The following is a 16,791-nucleotide window of genomic DNA, read 5'->3' as shown; positions in this document are numbered from 1 at the left end:
CCCGATTTCAGACACACTTTCTGACCCTTAACCCGAATTTCTCGAAACCCTCTCTCTCGCTTGACAAGCAAATCGAGCAACTGCAAAGTCGCGGGTTGGACTGTGAAAAAGAAGCTCTCAAGCAAGTCCTACAGCGAATGAGCTACTACCGTTTCACTGGATACCTCTGGTGGTACTACGAAGACGACGAGCAGGAAAATGGCGAGCATCGTATTGAGAAAGGGACGCAGCTCGAGGATGTCTTGAGACTGTATGAATTTGACGCTCGTCTGCGGAGTCATATTTTAGAGCTGGCTCACATCATCGAAGTGTGGCTGCGTGCAGCAATTACAAATAAGCTGGCGGAGAATTATGGTCCTTTCGGCTATTTAGAAGCGAGGAATTTTCATGGTAGGGGAGCCTTTTCCCGTGATATTAAGGAATTGGAGGAGCGGCTTGAGCTAAGTGATGGAGAGCCGTTTATATCCTCTTACCGGAGGAAGTATCACGACCGGTTTCCACCCATTTGGATGGCAACGGAAATCATGAGTTTTGGTCAGTTGTCTAAGTGGTATGACAATATCGGTTCTGAAAGAATCCGGAAAGATATTGCAAAATCGGTAGGATTACCGGCTTCCATGATTCTTGTGAGTTTTCTTCGTGTTTTCACAATCTTTAGGAATGCTGCAGCTCATCACTCACGAGTCTGGAGTCGACGACCAAATATACGTGTCGCAGAACTCCGGAACATACCAGATTGCTTGAATCTCTTAGCAGACGCGGACAGCAATAAGATTTTCTATACACTCACAATTGCAGTTTTTATCGTCCAAAAAGTGCATCCAGACAACCAAGTGGTCGATAGTTTACGGGATTTGCTTGTGAGTGCAGATGAAGAGTGGCTTGCGTGGATGGATTTCCCTCAGGACTTTGAGTTTGATGCTATCTGGAATCCGAATAATTACTCAGGAGACTGACTTTGTGAACAGCTGGAGTAGGTATGTCGAGCCTATTGGTGCAGGCGTTACTTCAAAAGAATGATTGGAATTGCACCAATGATGTCCACCATTAGCTAGACCGCATGCCCGCGAACAGGTATGCGGTCTTGCCTTTTAGCCAGTGATGGCTAGGCGGATTCTTTCGACTGCATCCGTTACAGCAATTTCAAGCCAGTTTTCCGCTGCTGTATTCACGGCGTTGTATGCGTGCGTTTGGATAGCGATTGCGTTGGTAATCCAGGGTGCGGGGGTGCCGTCGATGTGGAGGAGTGCTTGTTCTGACCATTCTTCGAGAGCAAGCCCGACGATGTGCTTGTCAACAATCATGTTGTGGTCATCGGCGAGCTCGTTTGTGACAAGTTCTGCGAGTCGAAAGAGCGTCCCGGTGACGGCAAGTCCGATTGGAATAGTGGCGTAGCGTGGCATTTTCTCTCCTTGCGTGATTGCGGTGACCATCTTTGGTGTGGTACCCGTCCTCGTTTTTTGCCTGAGAAGGCACGGAGTGCCGATTAGGTCGAGCTAAGTGGAATGCAAGTCCAGGTATCCGAGGAGGGAGAAAAAGTTTTCTGCGGAATAAGCGCAAGGAGCGGTACGCGACTGAAGCGCGTAGAAAAGTTTTTTGGAGGGAATCGGACGACGACGTCGCTGGACTTGCGTGGAGCGGGTCGACCGTATAATCGCCGCAGGCTTCTCATGGAAAAACGAGATTTAAGGATCGATCTCGATTCTTAAAAGAAAATGCCCCATGCTGTGCATGGGGTTCCGTATGTGGTCATGCCCGCATGACCGCCTGCCCGCATGCGGGCGTTGCGGTCTTATGCCTCTGTAGCATCACTATCAGCTGAGATATATTCGTGAGTTTCGGACTGGGGCTGGCTATTACCTTGCTCTGTTTGGCTGTCATTGAGCTGAATGCCATTGGGGTAAGCCGATTGTGCGAAAGCGAACGCATCGACTTGTGATTGGTCAATGTCAATGTTTTCCAGCTGGTCGTTAATCCACGTTTGGGCCTCATCGGTAAAGGAGTGGACGTTGCACGCGGCCATACCAAGATAGACGGTGTCGTCAGGCTCACGGTTTAGTAGGCCAGAGTCAAATACGGCGTTGAGGGTTTCGCGTGTGACATCGTGATTGATGATGATTTGGCGGCGGTCGTCGTCGAGGTCGATGTGGGGTGCATTTTTCGGTCAGCGTTGTGAAGATTTCTTCGTTGCCGTCTTCTTCATGGGTGAGAGTAATGCCGGGTCGTCCACCATTAATGTAGCGGTCGACCGTGACCTTGAGGTCGAAGTGTCGCCCATAGAAGTCCAGTGGAACATCCCAGTTTTGCTGAGCCATCGTGGGGGTTTTCCTTTCGTAGTCGTGTGCGTGTGTATAGCGGTCGAAGTGTTGGTCGAGCCGGTTCTTTGTTGCGTCGGTTTCATGCTGTTGAGCAAACAGTTCGTCGATGGTCAGGTCAGCGTCATCGTGTGAGGCTGGTTGGCATATTTGCTTGTAGAAGTTGTGGAATGGTGCCGAATTTAGCGTGGTGCCAGCCATGGAAGCCGCAGAGACATCATGTAGCTGACTGATGTGTCCGTCCCAGGCCAGCTCAATGTCGTATCTGGTAGCTAGGGTTTCCATGAGCGCGCGTGTTGTGCGTCCGTTTCCCTCTCGGAAGGCGTGGATTTCGTTCAGCTCGCAATGAAGATAAGCCAGAGCTTCGATTTTGTCGTCGTAGTTAGCTGAGTCCAGTGCGTCAACGACTTCGTCGAGTTCAGCAATCCGCGCTTCAACGGTGGTATGGCTCGCAAAAGTGGCGTAGCCGTCGGGGTGACTGGCGCTGGGGATCGTCATGTCGAGATCACGGAACTGTCCGGCCCAGTCGTAGCAATCCTGGAAGAGGTGTTCGTGCGTTTGAGCGAGCTGATTGGAAAGTGTCCCATCAAATCCAAGCGCAGGCAGGGTCAAGCTGCGCCTGAGAGATAATTGTCCCTCGGCCTGTTGCCACGCCTGTTCGTCTGTGATGCCTTGCTTATTTCGTAGCGTATTCGTGCCGGGGAAAAGGAGATTGTCCCAGCGTTCCTGCTGCGTCACTGGCTTGAGTCTTCGTTCGGAATGAAGCCCAGTTTGCGAATCTCGTCAGCAGCTGTGGATTGACCTCGGGCTAGGCGGTACGCCGCTTTAATATCCTCTTCGTCGAGGTGGACTCCCTCGGCTTGTGTGGAGGCAATGGCATTGCGGACTTTACGTTCATTTCGATCCATAGGGTGAGTGTATAGTCCATCACAATTTTTCGTAATGCGCTGCCCGCATGCCGGCGTGCGGGGCTGCGGGCATGCCCGCATGGCCGCTATTCGCCGTGCTTGCACTTAATCATCAGGTCGTAGCTGTCCTTAAGTCTTTGATCTCTTTCTTCCCATGACAGAGTGTTGGCGTCTTCCAAGGATTGCTGTGATACTCCTGGCAGGACGTCGTCGCCTTGGTCAGGTTGTTCAGCGCAAGGGTCAATGCCCGTCTGTTCAATTTGCTGTTCCCGCCAGTTCTTACCGTCTTCGCGCTTATGCAAGACTTCACCGAAGAGGACGAACGGGGTGGCGATGACAACATAGAGAATTGCGCAAATGATGCCGAGCGGAACGAAGCGAATTAGAAAATCGGTCAGGTTGCGGAATTTGCGCCACAAAAAGACGGCTACGAAGAACATGAAAATGTAGTAAGGCATCATGGGAATATCCCTTCTCTATGCGGTCAGTACCGCGTGCGGTCAGACAGGCATGTTGGAAGTCTGGGTAGTTGCGAGATGAAGAAGTATAAAGCTGTTCAATCGAGCAAGTTTGTGTTGCTCGATTGAGTGCTTTTGAATTAGGCGTAGTTGACTGCTGGTGCAATGCGGGCAGGTGCCATGATTGCGATTGCTGCTGCGCAGAGGAAAACGGCAAGGATCTTGAGCGTTGACCAGTCACCGCCGAGCAGTCCGCCGTAGAGGACGTATACGACTGAGACCACGGCAGTTAGTGCGCCGACCGCTACCTTGTACAGTCCTTCGTTTCCAGTGCCGTCTATAGGAAGATAGATCAAACCGAAGCACAGGCCGATTAGTGCGGAGCACACTGCGAGAAACAGCGATTCAGATAGTTCGGGCACTGGTTGGTTGCTGAATGCGTTGATGGTGGCTGATACGAGGAAGATGACGGCGAATGCGACGACACCTCCGAGTACGGTGAGCGCACCGAGGTTGATAGCCAGCTTTTGAATGTCGTATTTCGGACGTTGCTGGTTGTCCTGGGGGTGATGCTCATAGTTAGTAGATGGGTAGGTCATGAGTCCTCTTTTCCGTGAAGTGTGGGCGTGCGGTCAGGCGGGCGTGTGGTCATGAGGGCATGATTGCACGGTGCTCGGATTAGGCGGTCTGAATTGCAGAACATTCTTTCGGTAGTGGTTTAGGAGTCGAGTAGGTCGGTGACGGCTTGTGTCACGATATCGGTGACCGTGCGCTGGTTTTCTGCGGCGTAAATGTTTAGCCGGTGTCGAAGTTCCGGGCTAATGCGAACGGTGAGATGGACGCGATTGTCAGTTTGGGCGGCTTGCGTGAAAGTATCGCGTGCGCGCTTTGGCGTGGTAGCTGGCTTGTGCATAGCATTGGTGGGTTTTCTCATTTGATTGTTTTCCTTCTTCTCGTGATTCATACGGTCATGCCCGTATGCGGGCTAGCTATTTTGCGGTAGGAATTCTGTGAGGATCTCATCGGCAACGCCGTCGTATCCGTGCCATTGGGAGGGGGTGGTGCCCCATGCTCGTTTGATTGCTTGACGTGCGAGAATGATGTTGGAAAAAGTTGGCACGCCAGCCTCATCGAGTGCGTTGAGTAAGTCTTCAAGCGTCGTGGTGTTTAGCTGCGCCGAGGTGATGAGTACGGCAGCAGGTTTGTCGTTGATGATTTCGAGCGTCTCCCACATGCGAGCTACTTCAATTCCAGATGGTGATGTCGGCACAATGACAGCGTCTGCCGTGCGTAGCGCGGCATCGATGAGTGTAGGGTCACCCGGTGGGCAGTCGATGAGCACAATGTCCGCGTCTGTAGGGGAAATGCTGATTGAGCGTTTGTTGACTGGAGTGACTGAAAATGGCAGCGGGTCGTTGGCTTCTGCTGCCAGAAGCGACCAGTCGGTAGATGATCCTTGAGGGTCAGCGTCGAGGACAGCAACTCTCTTGCCCAGAGTCGTGAAGTAGGTTGCCAGCATGATGGTTGAGGTGGTTTTTCCTGTGCCACCCTTGTTGTTGCATACTGCGATTGTGCTCATCGTCGAATGATTCCTTTCCTTGGCAGAAGTGAGCTGTGTTGCGTGGGTGATTGCGATAAGGCCTGTTGTGTCTGATGCGGTGTAGCGGGTGGTGGTTTGCACGCTGGAGTGGCCGAGCGCCTGTCGTATTGAGAGCAGGTCGTGAGAGGCCTGGTAGCCGACGGTGGCGAACCTGTGCCGCAATGGGTGTAGCGTCCATTCGTCGGGAAGTGCTTGCGAGGCGAGTTTGCTGATATAGCGAGGCGATAGGTGTCCATTGATGCGACCAGGAAAGAACCAAAGGGAGTTAACTTTGTGCGATCTGCGACGAAGCAGTCCGGCCAATGTGGTGGGAACAGGAAGAATTCGCTGTTTGCCACCTTTGCCGTCGATTGTGAGATTCCAAAGGCCAGAAGGTGAGACGGAAAAGTGATCTGTGCGCAGGTGTGCGATTTCCCCGGCACGGAGTCCAAGTTCAGCAGCCAGGCGTAGGATAAGCCCGGTGCGCTCTGTGGTATCAGTAAGTACCTTTGTGAGGATTTCCTCGGGAATTGGCCGGGGAGGTGGAACTGGGCGTTTGACGCTGGGAAGTGTAGGTAGCTCCGGGCAGTAAGAATCTGTCGCGTACCAGCGCAGAAACGTCCGCACGCTGGCGTGGTATGCGTGTCGGGTTTCCGGGTGCCAGTTTTTCTCGCCGCTCCAGGCAGTAAGAGATGATTCAGTAACTGTGCTAGGCGTAGGGGCATGAAGTTCACGCGCCAGACGTCGCACATGGCGGATGCGAGTATCGATAGTGGCCGGTCGTAGTCCTTGCGCTCGTAGGTGAACTTCCCAATTCCGAAGAGGGGTTTCCCACCCAGAGGGAATGGAGGCAAGGTTGGCGCGGTCACTGATAAGCATGAGTTCATTGGTTTCTTTTGTTCACTCTAGTGTTATGTAACTGTAACTGTTTGGAAAACCAAAGCTCAGTTAAGGGGCTTCTTTGTGGTCGTGCGGTCGATGGGGCTATGCCGCGAGCGGTCGTGCGGTCATGCCTTGTTGCGGTCTCCTTGTCAGTGCTTTGTAGGGCGTGATTGTGTGTATGAACATGCTGCTGCGCCCCACACGTGCAAGTGTCTTGATGCGGGCTTGCGGGTATGCGGGCATGACCGCGTTTGGTCGTGGCCGCACGCGGTCATTGGGGTTAAAAAAATATGTTGTGCCTGCCAAGAGCCATTTTTGTAGAGCCAGAGCGTGTTAGGCCAGGCATTAATGTTGGCTAATGACCCAGAGGTCGTAGGTTCGAATCCTGCCCCCGCCACTAAGAAAAGACCCCTACCGGTGCAACGCCGGTAGGGGTCTTCTTTTTTCTGGGGCCAAATCACCGTTTTTCACCGTTTTTTTGGGGGGGGGTAAGTCGTTGGGTAGCCGTTGGGTCTGACGAACTCGCGCACTGCACAACCGGGCATTAAAGGGGCGGTCATCAGAAATGCAGTGTGAGGCGCTGCTCGATTAGTCGGCCTGAAGGTACTTAGCTTGAGGGGGTGCTGGGTTGATTCCGGTCGATTTGCCTCAGCTCATGTACGCGCTGCTGGCTTTCGGTTTCACATATCGATGAATTATTCACTTATGGATACGCTGGAGCGCATCGATAGGTGAATCATGCATCGATAAGTGAGCGCAGCGCTAGGAAATAGCTGGCAGACGGGCCTGGTCAGTCCACGGTGGGGTCGCAACAGTAGAGGGCGGGAGAAAACTTTTCCTGTCCCCGCCCTCTATAAAGAACTCTACGAAGCCCTGGCTTTCGATTTCTTCAGCATGATCATCGGCAGAATCAACAGGACTAGCCCACCGATAAGCGCTACTCCACCGAATAGCCACACCAGTCCGGCGTGTTGAACAGTGGGGCAAAAATTATCACGCCGAGTAGCGCGAAGAATCCCCACTGCGCCAGGTACATGCCTACGGAATAGGACCACATCGTTCGCGCGCGCTGGCGCACCTTGGCATCGAAATCCATTGTGAATGGCAGGGCACCGAAGACTGCCGCGATGAGAATGGTCGCGTAGTCGCCGAAATGCTCGCTGAACTGGATTATTCCCAAAGCGTTGGGGCCTAGCAGCAAGCCGAGCAAGCCCGCAGTAATCGGTGCGGGGATGAGAAGCTTTTGGAACCAGGGGATGAACCGCCGCATCAAAAAACCACCTACCCAGTTCATTCTGGGAGGTGGTTTTGGTTGAGGTCAGACGGTTTTACTGTCGCCCATTCCTAATGCGCGACCAAGCCGCCGCGATAACCACGCCAGCGCATGCGATGGCGAGGTAGGCCCACACGTGATCACCGCTGGTCTGAATGGTCTTTGGCGGAGCAGGAGTGTTCTCCGCAGTCAGCACACTTTCTGTGTCACGGCCGGAGGTGATGTCATCGATCCAGTCAGCAGTGCCAGCGAGGGTAGTTATAGCCGCGCTGGGGGAGGGCAGGTCAGGGTCGCCATTGGAGGTTCCGGCGGTAGCGAGACCAGCGAGCTTTCCGTCGACGAAGAATGGGCCGCCGGAGTCGCCTCCCTGCATACCCGCGCCAGAAACGGAATGTGCGTCCAGGATGGCGCTTTGAATCATTGGCATCATGGCAGCGTCGGCTGGGATACTTTCTGTCCCTGCCGGGATCGACTCGGTTTTGGAGTCATCTGGCATGGCAGCTCCTGGCTGCATCTCCATTGATTCCATAGCGTCACCCGGAACAGCGCCGCCCGGAATAGCCTCACCCGGAACAGCTTCGCCTGGAGTAGCGTCACCCGGAACAGCACCGCCAGGCGCAGCCTCACCTGGAGTTCCTTCAGTGGGGCCTCCTCCCAGCAGCTCATTGACGACCATCTTGGTCATCGGAAGCTGCCCGGATCGTGCCATGGACGAGCTGCTGCTCCAGCCATAGAGAGTTCCCGTCTGTCCAGGTGTGGGGATATCGCGGGAGACCTTCGCCGGGGTCGCGTCGGTGACCTTTTGGGTCAGGTGAAGCAATCCCGCATCAGACATTGGAGAAAGCGCCCAAGAATCGGCATCGTAGACCTTCCCACCGATGCGGGCCTGGGTCCCTTCGTTGTTCACAGACTCCAGGCAGTGGCGTGCGGTGAGTACCCACTGGTCGGCAACCAGCGTGCCGGTGCAGTCACCGAAATTACCGATTTTGCCAATCTTCAGCGCAGCCACAGAACCGCTTTCAGCATTGGCGGGTGCGGGTTCGCCGTTTTCCAATGCAAGAGCTGGAGTCGCAGATAGAAGCAGGGTGCTGCTAACAATTGCTGCGATGGAAAAAGATGTTTTCTTCACGGTTATTTCCCCTTCCCAGAAGGAACAATGGCCTTGATTGCGGTGGCAACGAGTTTTTCGGCAGGGCCCTGTCCGACAAATTTCTTCCAGAGGCTAGCGATGACGAGGAAGAATACGATGAAACCTGCTGCAGACAACGTGGAATGCAATGCAACATTCTGCTGCCAATAAAATGCGGTGAGAACGTGCAGGATGTAGATGGTCAGCGACATTGTTCCCATAGCCGCGAATGGGTAAACCACAGCTGGGAAGCGATCGCCGACGAAAAGGCACAAGTGCAGCACAATGGCGGCAACTGCGACGGAGAGAATGATTTCTCCGAAGACGCCAGTGTGTCCGGTAAAGCGGAGCCAGCCAGCAATCTCGGGATCAAATCGGAAGTACATGCCGACGGCCGTGATGACAGCACTGACAGCGGTGACAATCCAGCTCAACCGAGCATTGGCGCTGTTCTCAGAGTTGGAAGTGTCTTGCAGGCGACTGCGTAGGTAGACGTCGTAAAGCAGCATGCCGCCGATGAAATATGCGATCCACGCGAGTAGCGGATAGATCTGCGGCAGCGTCATAGGAGCGTACTTGATTGTGGCGGCGATGGTGGCGGCGATGAAGAAGCCGACTCGCCACCAGGTTCCGAGCGCTGGCATCCAGGAAACCAGCATCATTACCAGGCCCATGATGACGAGGACCACCTGAATTTCTCCACCCACCGGCAATAGCGCCAGGCCGATGAGAATGATCAGGGCACCGCGAGTGATCAGGCGCAAGAAGGTAGTGCTGCTGTAATTGCGGCCGATAATCATCATTGTGGCGCCGGCGATAATGGCGAACAGTGATGAGGGTAGGCCAGAGAGCACAACCTTTGTGCTCCAAAGTAGTGAGGCCATATGGACAATGATCATGCCGATGATGGCGAGTGAGCGCGCTATATCGAGCCCCACAATTCGGGTAGGTTTATTCACCCCGGATTTCTCCTTTACTACAACTTATAGGGAGGTGCTCTTTGGTAAAAAGCACTCTCTACAAACGGCGTATTGAAAACGACTTTCTAGTTGTAGCAACCGAACCTGACAATACATTAAGTGACTATGTGTAAATCATGGTGTTTCGTCTGTGTTTTTACTGGGAAACTAGCGCGCTCAAAAAGCTAAGAGGCAGGCGTAACCTGGTGGCATGACATCGATGCTGACGAGTTTCACCTGGGCAGAGGTGCCAGGCGTCTTCCTCGCGTACCTATTAATCATTGCCATCCCCACCGCTCTCGCATGGGTGGGTGCCGCATGGTTGGTCAAAAAATACGGCGAGCGTATCGCATTTGGGCACACGATTTTCGTCTTTGTCGCAGCATTCCTAATCTGCTTTTGTACGCTCGCGTGGACACTTGAGGGCGAATACGACTACTCGCCGTGGCAGGTTTTCTGCAGCGGCTTTGCGATGGTCATCCTCACTGCCTCTGCCATGATGCGCGTGGCCGTCCCAACTCTGAACCTGCTGCCCACCTGGTGGGCTGCCGTCGCCGGCTACGCCCTGTGCTGGAGCATCATTGCCGGCACCGACGACACCACCGGGCTCTGGGCAGTCGGCCTGATGTTCCTGCTCCTCGGCCTCATCGCAGGCGTCGGCGCAGTCGTGTGGCTTACGCTGGCGATAAGGCGGCTTTTGTTGGATTCTGCCGCTTAGGGATTCTTAGTGTAACGGAGTTCGACAGCTAACTCGTCGATACGGTGCTCGAGGTCATCGCGAATTAGGTCCATGCGTTCTTTTCCGTCGATGCCTCGTTTTGAAGGCTCGTCAGTAAGCCAACGCTCGAGTGAGCCTTGAGCGTCCGAGGGGAGCTCTACATGAGCGGCATCGCCGATGATGACAACACGATCTGCAGTCCGGAGAATCGTGGGGTCAATCGGCTTTGGTGATGCACCGTCCATAGAAGCGCCGATTTCTGCAACTGATTTGGCTGCAAGCGCATTGGTAGTAGTTTTGGGGTTCGTTCCTGCTGAAAGGGCGATGAACTGCGTGGCATATTTTGCACGCGCAATGGCCTCGGCCATCTGGGATTTACCGGCATTTGCCACGCAGATGAAAAGTACCTTCGGGATTTCCTTCATTTCAGAATCCTTTTTCTATAGTTTGTCCGGTACGGAAAGGTCATTAGGGAAAAGGCGCGGCCCGAGCCAGCGGGTGACGTAGACAAGTGCAACGAGTACGGGTACTTCAATAAGTGGTCCAATCGTTCCCGCAAGTGCTTGCTGGGACAATGGGCCGAAGGTGCCAATCGCAACCGCAATTGCCAACTCGAAGTTATTTCCGGCGGCCGTAAAGGCAATCGATGCGGAGGTTGCGTAGTTCATGCCCGCGGCCTTGGCCGAAGTGAGAGCGATCGCGAACATGGCGAGGAAGTAGATCACTAGTGGTAGTGCCACTTTCGCAACGGTCCAGGGATTCTCAAGAATCTGCTGTGACTGAAGCGCAAAGAGCAACACGATTGTGTATAGAAGGCCGGCAAGTGCCAATGGTGAGATTTTGGGCAAGTACTCATTTTCATACCAGTCGCGACCACGGGTGCGTTCACCAATTATGCGTGATGCCGCGCCAGCCAGAAGCGGAATACCGAGGAATACCACTACAGATAGTGCGATTGCCCAAAAAGAAAAGGTGGCGGAAGTGGTTTCCAGTCCCAACCAGGAGGGCAGAATCTGCAGGTAGAACCACCCTAGAGCGCCGAACATGAAAATTTGAAATAGCGAGTTGACGGCCACCAATACGGCAGCGACTTCAGTATCGCCGCAAGATAGGTCGTTCCAGACCAAAACCATTGCAATGCAGCGGGCGAGACCGACGATGATCACGCCAGTGCGCAGTTCTGGACTATCACTGAGGAATATCCAGGCAAGGGTGAACATCAGTGCGGGGCCGAGAATCCAATTGAGGAAGACTGTGATGCCCATCAGCTTCCTTGATGTCAAAATTTTGCCCGTTTTGTCGTATCGAACCTTTGCGAGCGGTGGGTACATCATGACCAGCAATCCGATGGCGATTGGTACGGAAATTGTCGTAATTTTTGCCTCTGCCAGCCAGTTCACAAGTGACGGTGCAATTTTGCCCAGAATGAGGCCAATTGCCATTGCAGCTGCAATCCATAGCGGCAAGAAGCGGTCTAGGAAGCTGAGTGACTTTGTAGTCTGTGTCATAGTTTCCGGTGTAATCAATATATCGATGATTGTCAATATATTTAGAGGGGAGGCCGTGTAGCCTCAACGGGTATGGACGAAATCTCAGAATGCTGTGCACTTGGCGGTCGGCCTCTCGACGCGGCGGAAGCGCAGGCTGCGGCAACGCTCTTCAAAGCGCTGGCGCAACCGGCGCGCCTGCAAATTTTGTCTCAGCTCGCTGCCGCTGGCTGTAGTCCGATGACCGTAGGGGAGCTGGCCGCTGTTTCTGGGCTTAGTCAGCCGACGGTGTCGCATCATTTAAAGACCATGGCGGATGCCGGGCTGCTAACTAGGTCTAAGAGTGGACGGGTGGTAACCCATGAGGTACGCCCTGAGGTATTTGCTGAGCTGCGACGTATCCTGGATATCGGTCACGCGGACGGGAGATAGTGAGCCGCTCGTCGCAAATTGCGATAGGTTGGAAAACCCTGTTTACCCGCCCAGGCGCTTGACGACGGCGTCGTGAAGCACCCCATTCGTCGCAACTGCGTCCCCGCCGTGCGGCCCGTCGACTCCCGCTAGGGAAGTGAAGTGGCCGCCAGCTTCCTCCACCAGGATCGCAAGCGCTGCCAGGTCCCACAGGGAAACCTCCGGCTCTGCGGCGACATCGACCGCACCCTCGGCTACCAGGCAGTAGGAGAAGAAGTCGCCATAGCCACGCAGGCGCCAGGCGTCATCGGTGAGACCGATGAAGTTATCGCGCAGGTCGCGCTCGGCCCAGCCGGTGAGCGAAGAGTTGGAAATTGAGCAGTCCGCGATGTCTGCCACCTTCGAGACCTCAATGCGGCGCTGAGCGGCTTCCCGGCCGCCGACGTGGGTGCGCTTGAATGCGCCGTTGCCCTTGGATGCCCACCAGCGACGGCCCAGTGCTGGGGCAGAGACTACGCCGACAACCGGCTTGCCGTCCTCCAGCAGGGCAATCAAGGTGGCCCAGACCGGGACATTGCGCACGAAGTTCTTAGTGCCGTCGATGGGGTCGATGACCCACTGGCGTCCCTCAAACACAGCTTCGCCACCGAATTCTTCGCCGAGAACTTCATCGCTCGGGCGCTTGTCCGACAGAATCTCGCGGAGCAGTTTTTCGCACGCGATATCGGCATCGGAGACCGGTGTCAGGTCGGGCTTGGACTCGACGATTAGATTGGCCGCCTCGAAGCGGGACATCGTGAGCTCGTCGGCTGCGTCGGCAAGCGAGAGTGCGAGGGCGAGATCTTCGGAGTAAGAGGTGGTCATGGCCGAAATTCTAGCGCAGAACCTCACGTAACTCTGCGACCTGGCCACTCGAGCCCGCGAGCTTCCAGCGCCCCACCGACGTGCATTCGCCGCCTGCGCCCGAGATAAGCGCATACCCAGGCAGCCAGTCCCAGGCTGCAACGTCGCGCTGGAACCACACGCCGATGCGGCCGTCGGCCACGCCTGCCATATCTACCGACGCCGAGCCCAGCATGCGCCAGGTAGCGCTGCGGGACACCGCATCCAACCAGGACTTTGTGGCGGTGACCTCGGATTCCTCGCTCGAGCTCACCACCGTGGTGTGGAGGTAGGTCGCTGCGCAGACTTCCGAGAGGGGGCGGTCAGTGACCCGGAGGTCATCAACAGTGCCATCGAGGTTGATGCGAGTGGTCGGGAGATTGGGGCCACCAATCCAGCTCTCGCCCGTTGCCGGGCGGTGCACCGCGCCGAGGACGACCTCATCCGGATTGTTCGCATCGCCCATAACCAGCGCCAATGCGCTGCACCAGTAGTCCGAACCAGTGGTGAAGTTGTAGGTGCCATCGACAGGATCGATCACCCACGTGCGACCAGACTGGGACTCCTTCGCTGACCCTTCCTCGCCAAGAATGCCGTCCTCCGGGCGGAGCGCGGCCAAAGCCTCGACGACGAATTTCTCCGCTGCGCGGTCGGCCGCGGTGACGACGTCGGAAATCGATGTCTTGTACTCCGTGACCAGGCCTTCGTCGCGCATGCGAGCAGCAATGGCAGCGGCACGCTTCACGATGGCAACCGCAACACTGGTATCCGATGCCACAATCGACTCGGATACTTGGGAGAGGAAGAGTTCTAGGTCTTGGCTGGAATCTTGGTGCGGGTCTTGGCTGGAATCTTGGCTGGCGGTGGATTCAGACATACGTCCTATTGTGCACCGAAACAGGCGGTATAGCTAAGGTAGTACCCGTGAACCCGGATCTGAATGCTGACCTCAAAGAACTCGACGCGACGCTGACCACCATTGAGAAGGTGGTCGATGTCGACGAGCTTTCCGACCGGATCAGGGAGTTGGAAGCCCAGGCCGCCGACCCGTCGCTGTGGGATGACCCCGACCACGCGCAGCAGGTCACCAGCGCACTGTCGCAGGCGCAGGCGAAGAAGAAAAAGATCGACTCGCTGCGCGGGCGCCTCGACGATCTCTCCGTGATGTACGAACTCGCGGAAGAGGAGGGCGACCCCGACGCCGTCGAGATGGCCGACGCCGAACGCGCTGAGCTTCGTGCGGACATCGAATCTCTCGAGGTCACCACCATGCTTTCGGGGCCTTACGACGAGCGCGAGGCGGTCATCAACATCCGCTCCGGTGCCGGTGGCGTGGATGCCGCTGACTGGGCCGAGATGCTCATGCGCATGTACCTGCGCTGGGCCGACAAGCATGGGCATAAGGTCGAGGTTTACGACACGTCCTACGCTGAAGAGGCCGGCATCAAGTCCGCTACTTTCGTCGTCCATGGCGAGTACATGTACGGCACCCTCTCGGTCGAGCAGGGTGCGCACCGTCTGGTTCGTATTAGTCCTTTTGATAACCAAGGGCGCCGCCAGACTTCCTTCGCTGAGGTCGAGGTGCTGCCAGTTGTGGAGGAAACGGATCACATCGACATCCCCGAGTCAGATTTGCGTATCGACGTCTACCGCTCCTCCGGCCCAGGTGGGCAGTCGGTGAACACCACGGACTCCGCGGTCCGACTTACGCACGTCCCAACCGGCATCGTGGTGACCTGTCAGAACGAGAAGTCGCAGCACCAGAACAAGGCATCTGCCATGCGTGTTCTGCAGGCGAAGTTGCTGGAGAAGAAGCGCCAGGAAGAGCGCGCGGAGCTGGACGCTCTCGGCGCAGGCGGCAATGCCTCGTGGGGTAACCAGATGCGCTCCTATGTGCTGCACCCGTACCAGATGGTCAAGGATCTGCGTACCGAATACGAAGTCAACAACCCACAGTCGGTCCTCGACGGTGACCTCGACGGTTTCATTGAGGCCGGTATTCGCTGGCGCATGGCTCAGCAGTCCGAAGGGGAGTAGCCCTAGAAGGGCGGTTCGTCTTCGAGTGCTTCCGGTGCGGTGGGCTCGTCGGCTTCTGATTTTCTCTCGTTTTTGTTCATTCCCAGTTCTTCGCGAGCCTGATTTGTCAGCTCCTGTGATTCGCGGAGGTTTTCCAACCTCTGCTCGTTGTACTCTTTGAGTGTCTGTGCTTTCTTTGTCTTGCGCAGGTCGAAGGAGTAGCGACCGTGGCCGGAGAGCGGCCCTGATTCTGTGCTGATTAGGGCAGCTTTTTCAGCGCTCTGATCAGTGGCGGAGGTCCAGTACTCCACGCCGTCGATATCGCGCACGACATTCCAAAGACCGGCCGTTTTTAGATTGTGGTGGCGACGGCATAGGCAATGGAGGTTGGGCGTCTCGGTTTGGCCACCTTCGTCGGGATTCTCGTGGTTATACGGCTGAATGTGGTCGATGTCGCACTTCGTCGCATCGACATCGCATCCGGGAAAGCGACAGGTGCCGTCTCTACCTTGGATGTAAGTACGCTGTCGCTCTGTTGGCGAGTACTTTTCCGTTTTCTCGTCCGCTAGTAGCCGGATGCTAGTGACCCGATCGAGCCAGGATTCAGTGGCGATTTTGTTGATCCACCCCAGGCCACCGATCCAGGCGTTTTGGGGCTTGTCTTGGGTTAGTGGGCAGTACAGATTCAGTGTGGCGGTGACCTGGGCAGTCCCGTGCAGAAGATGTGAAAAGGCCTCGACAAAGTCGCAGTCCTGATCAGCGGTGATTTCCTCCAAGACCTTCTGAAACTCAATTGCCCGCTCAGGCATCAGTTCCATGGTGACTTCAGTGAGGTTGTCCTTTAACTCGAACGTTATAGATTCGCCAGTTTTTTGCTCGATGCCTTTTTGAAACGAAGTGATCGGCGGGTCGTACTCATTCTTCGGGCGCAATAGCGGGCTGACTTCATCAATAAGCCGCTGAATATTCTGTTGAAGGCTCCGAACTCCGCGAAGAACTTCACCATTGACTCTCGGAGTGATCAGCTCAAGGAGATGGTCTTCGAAATATCTCACAGCCGAGGGGTCATCCAATGGGAGGATGGCCGTGGCAATGACCCGCATGTGGGGAAGCGGTAGCTGTGCGCGTTTGAGCAGAAGCTCTTTTAACCGCGGGAGTCGCTCTAGTTGCATTCCGACATCGATGTACTGGAGTGTTCTCCCACGTGACATGCCAAGAGCTGGAGCGATTTTGGCGATGTAATCTTCGACATCTTTTGTTGAAGAAGAGGGAACACAAGCAAGGGCAAGCTTCAAGTCAGCTCGATTGCGGTCAATTCCAAGACGTGCTGGTGCTGTTTGAGAAATCTCATGGTGAAAGCGTGGTGCCGTCGCTTCCATTGCCGCAGCGTAAGTGCGTTTGCGTGGTATATGTTCCCCGCTGGCCATTGGTGAATCCCCCTGAAAGATAAGGCCTGGACGTTGAAATGTTGAAATAAGGAAGAGGTAGGGAAAGTATTTTCGACTAACTCTGAGTGTCAATTTTCCAAGCTTAAAGCAGCTCGGCTACGTTATTTGATGTTTTCAATCCTCGCTTTTAATCTTTCATGGCTCATTTTAATCGAACAGGTAAGCGAAGTAAAGGGGCATTTAAAGATTTTTGGGGAAAATAGTTTCGAACATTGCTATGGCGTGAGCTTTCGTGCGGTCGCGCTCTGGGTTAGCGTTCGACGCCGCCTGTTCCCGCAATCCCGTCACGGCGACCAATTCCACGCATTCCAGAGTGACTTGAGTGG

The 16,791-nt window shown here is 55.1% G+C and carries 18 protein-coding genes and 1 pseudogene; 4 read left to right on the top strand and 15 right to left on the bottom strand.

Translation table 11 applies throughout. The annotated features are described in order from the left end of the window. Positions 1 to 956, top strand: a 956-nt coding sequence (locus HMPREF2857_RS00795) for an Abi family protein (RefSeq protein WP_083310475.1), incomplete at its 5' end; no start/stop codon positions are given. A gap of 135 nt (positions 957 to 1,091) precedes the next feature. Here the strand turns inward: HMPREF2857_RS00795 and HMPREF2857_RS00790 are convergent. From HMPREF2857_RS00790 to HMPREF2857_RS00745, 10 genes and pseudogenes are all read right to left on the bottom strand, one after another. Next, entirely contained in the window at positions 1,092 to 1,403 is a 312-nt protein-coding gene (locus HMPREF2857_RS00790) for a hypothetical protein (protein WP_110217538.1), read from the bottom strand. Between the two features lie 666 nt (positions 1,404 to 2,069). After that, positions 2,070 to 3,053 (bottom strand): Fic/DOC family protein, encoded by a 984-nt coding sequence (locus HMPREF2857_RS00780; RefSeq protein ID WP_070642172.1) that lies wholly within the window; start codon positions 3,051 to 3,053, stop codon positions 2,070 to 2,072. Continuing rightward, positions 3,050 to 3,223 (bottom strand): antitoxin VbhA family protein, encoded by a 174-nt coding sequence (locus HMPREF2857_RS11165; protein WP_162565070.1) that lies wholly within the window; start codon positions 3,221 to 3,223, stop codon positions 3,050 to 3,052. Before HMPREF2857_RS11165 ends, HMPREF2857_RS00780 begins: the two co-directional genes overlap by 4 nt. A gap of 86 nt (positions 3,224 to 3,309) precedes the next feature. Continuing rightward, positions 3,310 to 3,684, bottom strand: a complete 375-nt coding sequence (locus HMPREF2857_RS00775; protein ID WP_070642169.1) for a hypothetical protein — start codon at positions 3,682 to 3,684, stop codon at positions 3,310 to 3,312. Positions 3,685 to 3,821: 137 nt separating this feature from the next. Continuing rightward, the gene (locus HMPREF2857_RS00770; RefSeq protein WP_070642168.1) at positions 3,822 to 4,280 is read right to left on the bottom strand and encodes a hypothetical protein; all 459 of its coding nucleotides are present in this window, start codon (positions 4,278 to 4,280) and stop codon (positions 3,822 to 3,824) included. 119 nt (positions 4,281 to 4,399) lie between these two features. Continuing rightward, positions 4,400 to 4,615, bottom strand: coding sequence for a ribbon-helix-helix protein (locus HMPREF2857_RS00765; protein ID WP_110217540.1), 216 nt, complete (start codon positions 4,613 to 4,615; stop codon positions 4,400 to 4,402). Positions 4,616 to 4,666: 51 nt separating this feature from the next. After that, positions 4,667 to 6,139 (bottom strand): AAA family ATPase, encoded by a 1,473-nt coding sequence (locus HMPREF2857_RS10825; protein WP_083310474.1) that lies wholly within the window; start codon positions 6,137 to 6,139, stop codon positions 4,667 to 4,669. 955 nt (positions 6,140 to 7,094) lie between these two features. Next, a pseudogene (locus HMPREF2857_RS00755) lies at positions 7,095 to 7,436 on the bottom strand (sodium:glutamate symporter); the annotation flags it as partial. A gap of 34 nt (positions 7,437 to 7,470) precedes the next feature. Next, the gene (locus HMPREF2857_RS00750; RefSeq protein ID WP_070642159.1) at positions 7,471 to 8,544 is read right to left on the bottom strand and encodes a trypsin-like serine protease; all 1,074 of its coding nucleotides are present in this window, start codon (positions 8,542 to 8,544) and stop codon (positions 7,471 to 7,473) included. Positions 8,545 to 8,546: 2 nt separating this feature from the next. After that, complete coding sequence (locus tag HMPREF2857_RS00745) at positions 8,547 to 9,503, bottom strand: DUF418 domain-containing protein (RefSeq protein WP_070642158.1); 957 nt, start codon at positions 9,501 to 9,503, stop codon at positions 8,547 to 8,549. 211 nt (positions 9,504 to 9,714) lie between these two features. Here HMPREF2857_RS00745 and HMPREF2857_RS00740 point away from each other — a divergent pair, with 211 nt between their 5' ends. Then, the gene (locus HMPREF2857_RS00740; protein WP_070642155.1) at positions 9,715 to 10,221 is read left to right on the top strand and encodes a hypothetical protein; all 507 of its coding nucleotides are present in this window, start codon (positions 9,715 to 9,717) and stop codon (positions 10,219 to 10,221) included. On the opposite strand, the gene HMPREF2857_RS00735 is transcribed toward HMPREF2857_RS00740, so the two are convergent. Next, complete coding sequence (locus HMPREF2857_RS00735; RefSeq protein WP_016423240.1) at positions 10,218 to 10,646, bottom strand: arsenate-mycothiol transferase ArsC; 429 nt, start codon at positions 10,644 to 10,646, stop codon at positions 10,218 to 10,220. The two genes, HMPREF2857_RS00740 and HMPREF2857_RS00735, sit on opposite strands and share 4 nt — an antisense overlap. Before the next feature lie 15 nt (positions 10,647 to 10,661). Then, positions 10,662 to 11,729 (bottom strand): ACR3 family arsenite efflux transporter, encoded by a 1,068-nt coding sequence (gene arsB / locus HMPREF2857_RS00730; RefSeq protein ID WP_049172185.1) that lies wholly within the window; start codon positions 11,727 to 11,729, stop codon positions 10,662 to 10,664. A 72-nt stretch (positions 11,730 to 11,801) separates the two neighbouring features. Between arsB and HMPREF2857_RS00725 the strand changes: the two genes are divergently transcribed. After that, entirely contained in the window at positions 11,802 to 12,140 is a 339-nt protein-coding gene (locus HMPREF2857_RS00725) for an ArsR/SmtB family transcription factor (protein WP_016423238.1), read from the top strand. 42 nt (positions 12,141 to 12,182) lie between these two features. Here HMPREF2857_RS00725 and hisN read toward each other — a convergent pair whose 3' ends face one another. Both hisN and HMPREF2857_RS00715 read right to left on the bottom strand, forming a co-directional pair. Further along, positions 12,183 to 12,983 (bottom strand): histidinol-phosphatase, encoded by an 801-nt coding sequence (hisN, locus tag HMPREF2857_RS00720; RefSeq protein WP_070642152.1) that lies wholly within the window; start codon positions 12,981 to 12,983, stop codon positions 12,183 to 12,185. Positions 12,984 to 12,993: 10 nt separating this feature from the next. Then, the gene (locus HMPREF2857_RS00715; protein WP_070642150.1) at positions 12,994 to 13,878 is read right to left on the bottom strand and encodes an inositol monophosphatase family protein; all 885 of its coding nucleotides are present in this window, start codon (positions 13,876 to 13,878) and stop codon (positions 12,994 to 12,996) included. Between the two features lie 47 nt (positions 13,879 to 13,925). On the opposite strand from HMPREF2857_RS00715, the gene prfB reads away from it, so the two are divergent. Next, positions 13,926 to 15,038, top strand: coding sequence for a peptide chain release factor 2 (prfB, locus tag HMPREF2857_RS00710; protein ID WP_038626269.1), 1,113 nt, complete (start codon positions 13,926 to 13,928; stop codon positions 15,036 to 15,038). A gap of 2 nt (positions 15,039 to 15,040) precedes the next feature. Here the strand turns inward: prfB and HMPREF2857_RS00705 are convergent, their stop codons facing one another. Then, the gene (locus tag HMPREF2857_RS00705) at positions 15,041 to 16,396 is read right to left on the bottom strand and encodes an HNH endonuclease signature motif containing protein (protein WP_246819565.1); all 1,356 of its coding nucleotides are present in this window, start codon (positions 16,394 to 16,396) and stop codon (positions 15,041 to 15,043) included. Positions 16,397 to 16,791: the final 395 nt, after the last annotated feature.

This window comes from Corynebacterium sp. HMSC076C10, assembly GCF_001812455.1.
Taxonomy (GTDB): domain Bacteria; phylum Actinomycetota; class Actinomycetes; order Mycobacteriales; family Mycobacteriaceae; genus Corynebacterium; species Corynebacterium jeikeium_D.
The sequence above is the reverse complement of the archived record's forward strand: the minus strand, read 5'-3'. Positions and strand labels throughout refer to the sequence as shown.

Coding starts and splice junctions, on each gene's coding strand:
- HMPREF2857_RS00790 (WP_110217538.1), bottom strand. CDS start 1,403: ATGCCACGCTACGCCACTATTCCAATCGGACTTGCCGTCACCGGGACG.
- HMPREF2857_RS11165 (WP_162565070.1), bottom strand. CDS start 3,223: ATGGATCGAAATGAACGTAAAGTCCGCAATGCCATTGCCTCCACACAA.
- HMPREF2857_RS00775 (WP_070642169.1), bottom strand. CDS start 3,684: ATGATGCCTTACTACATTTTCATGTTCTTCGTAGCCGTCTTTTTGTGG.
- HMPREF2857_RS00770 (WP_070642168.1), bottom strand. CDS start 4,280: ATGACCTACCCATCTACTAACTATGAGCATCACCCCCAGGACAACCAG.
- HMPREF2857_RS00765 (WP_110217540.1), bottom strand. CDS start 4,615: ATGAGAAAACCCACCAATGCTATGCACAAGCCAGCTACCACGCCAAAG.
- HMPREF2857_RS10825 (WP_083310474.1), bottom strand. CDS start 6,139: ATGCTTATCAGTGACCGCGCCAACCTTGCCTCCATTCCCTCTGGGTGG.
- HMPREF2857_RS00740 (WP_070642155.1), top strand. CDS start 9,715: ATGACATCGATGCTGACGAGTTTCACCTGGGCAGAGGTGCCAGGCGTC.
- HMPREF2857_RS00735 (WP_016423240.1), bottom strand. CDS start 10,646: ATGAAGGAAATCCCGAAGGTACTTTTCATCTGCGTGGCAAATGCCGGT.
- arsB (WP_049172185.1), bottom strand. CDS start 11,729: ATGACACAGACTACAAAGTCACTCAGCTTCCTAGACCGCTTCTTGCCG.
- HMPREF2857_RS00725 (WP_016423238.1), top strand. CDS start 11,802: ATGGACGAAATCTCAGAATGCTGTGCACTTGGCGGTCGGCCTCTCGAC.
- hisN (WP_070642152.1), bottom strand. CDS start 12,983: ATGACCACCTCTTACTCCGAAGATCTCGCCCTCGCACTCTCGCTTGCC.
- HMPREF2857_RS00715 (WP_070642150.1), bottom strand. CDS start 13,878: ATGTCTGAATCCACCGCCAGCCAAGATTCCAGCCAAGACCCGCACCAA.
- HMPREF2857_RS00705 (WP_246819565.1), bottom strand. CDS start 16,396: ATGGAAGCGACGGCACCACGCTTTCACCATGAGATTTCTCAAACAGCA.